General features: G+C 70.4%; 2 protein-coding genes. Both read right to left on the bottom strand.

Annotated features, from left to right (window positions below; all coding sequences use genetic code 11):
* Nucleotides 1–975, bottom strand: coding sequence for an electron transfer flavoprotein subunit alpha/FixB family protein (locus tag E4P40_RS27430; protein ID WP_135161444.1), 975 nt, complete (start codon nucleotides 973–975; stop codon nucleotides 1–3).
* Between the two features lie 48 nt (nucleotides 976–1,023).
* Nucleotides 1,024–1,803, bottom strand: a complete 780-nt coding sequence (locus tag E4P40_RS27425; protein ID WP_135161445.1) for an electron transfer flavoprotein subunit beta/FixA family protein — start codon at nucleotides 1,801–1,803, stop codon at nucleotides 1,024–1,026.
* Nucleotides 1,804–1,808 lie beyond the last annotated feature (5 nt).

Here is a 1,808-nt window from a genome sequence, read left to right as displayed (position 1 = left end):
CTACTTGCGGGCGGTGATCTGCTCGGTGGCGGCGGGGACGACGGTGTTGAGGTCGCCGATGATCCCGAAGTCGGCCAGCTCGAAGATCGGCGCCTCGGGGTCCTTGTTGATCGCCACGATGGTCTTCGACGTCTGCATGCCGGCGCGGTGCTGGATGGCACCGGAGATGCCCACGGCGATGTAGAGCTGCGGGGACACCGTCTTGCCGGTCTGCCCGACCTGGAAGGTGTGCGGGTAGAAGCCGGAGTCCACCGCCGCCCGCGAGGCACCCACCGCCGCACCGAGGGAGTCGGCGAGGGCCTCGATGATGGAGAAGTTCTCCGCGCTCGCCACGCCGCGGCCGCCGGACACGACGATCGAGGCCTCGGTCAGCTCGGGGCGGCTGCTCTTCTGCTCCACCACCCGGTCGACGACCCTGGACTGCTTCGCGGCCTCGGACACCGACACCGTCACCGGCTCCTCCGCGGCCGCGGCCGGAGCGGGCTCGGGGGTGACGGAGTTGCCGCGCAGCGTGTAGATCGGGGTCCCGACCGTCACCTGGGAGTGCACGATCGTCTGCCCGGCGAACGCCACCTGCGTGGCGGTGCCGTCGGCGGCGATCTCGGTGACGTCGGTCAGGAACCCGGAGCCGGTCTTGATCGCCAGCCGGCCGGCGATCTCCTTGCCCTCCGGGGAGGACGGGATGACGACGGCGGCCGGGGCCTTCTCGGCCACGAGCTGCGCCAGCACCTCCGCCTTCGGGGCGACCAGGAACTGCTCGATGTCGTCGGACTCCGCGACGTAGACCTTCGCCGCCCCGTACTCGGCCAGCTGCGCACGCACGCTCGCCGCGGTACCCGGGGCGCCGAGGACGACCGCCGACGGCTCACCCAGCGCCCGGGCCGCGGTCAGCGCCTCCAGGGTCGTCTTGCGGACTGTCGGGTTGTCGGAGCCGCCGGCCGGGTTCAGCTCGGCCAGGACCAGGACCTCTGCCATGACTTCTTCGTCTCCTCTTCGATCCGGGCTTGTAATCCGAGCCGCAGCTCAGACGATCTTCTGGCTGGCGAGGTAGTCGACCAGCTGCTGCGCGCCGTCACCCTCGTCGGGCACCTTCACGCCCTCGCCCTTCGGCGGGCGGCCGGCGAAGTCCAGCACCTTGCTGGTCGCGTTCGCCAGCCCCACGCTGGAGGCATCCACACCGAGGTCGGCCAGGGTCTTGGTCTCCACCGGCTTCTTCTTCGCCGCCATGATCCCCTTGAAGGAGGGGTAACGCGGCTCGTTGATGGTGTCCCAGGTGGACACGATCGCCGGCAGCGGCGCCTCGACCGCCCAGTAGCCGCCGTCGGTCTGCCGCTCGATCTTGGCCACCCCGCCCTCGATCGTGAGCTTCCGGGCCCCGGACAGCTGCGGGATCCCCAGCCGCTCGGCGACCAGGGCCGGCATCACCGACAGCTGGGCGTCGGTCGCCTCCGCCCCGCAGATCACCAGGTCGTACTCCAGCTGCTGCAGGGCCGCGGCGATCACCGCCGACGTCTGCACCGCACACGACCCGTGGATCGCCTCATCCGAGACGTGCACGGCCTTGTCCGCGCCCATCGACAGCGCCTTGCGGATCGCATCCGTGGCCTGATCCGGGCCCACGGTCAACACCGTGACCTCGCCGCCCTCACGGTCACGGACCAGCAGCGCCTCCTCGATGGCGTACTCGTCCATCTCGTTGATGACGTTGTCGGCGCCGGCACGGGCGACGGTGTTGTCCGCCGGGTCCAGCTTGCGCTCGGTACCGGAGTCCGGGACCTGCTTGACAAGAACGACGATGTTCATCGCGC

The sequence above is a fragment of the Blastococcus sp. CT_GayMR20 genome, from assembly GCF_004570345.1.
The sequence above is the reverse complement of the archived record's forward strand: the minus strand, read 5'-3'. Positions and strand labels throughout refer to the sequence as shown.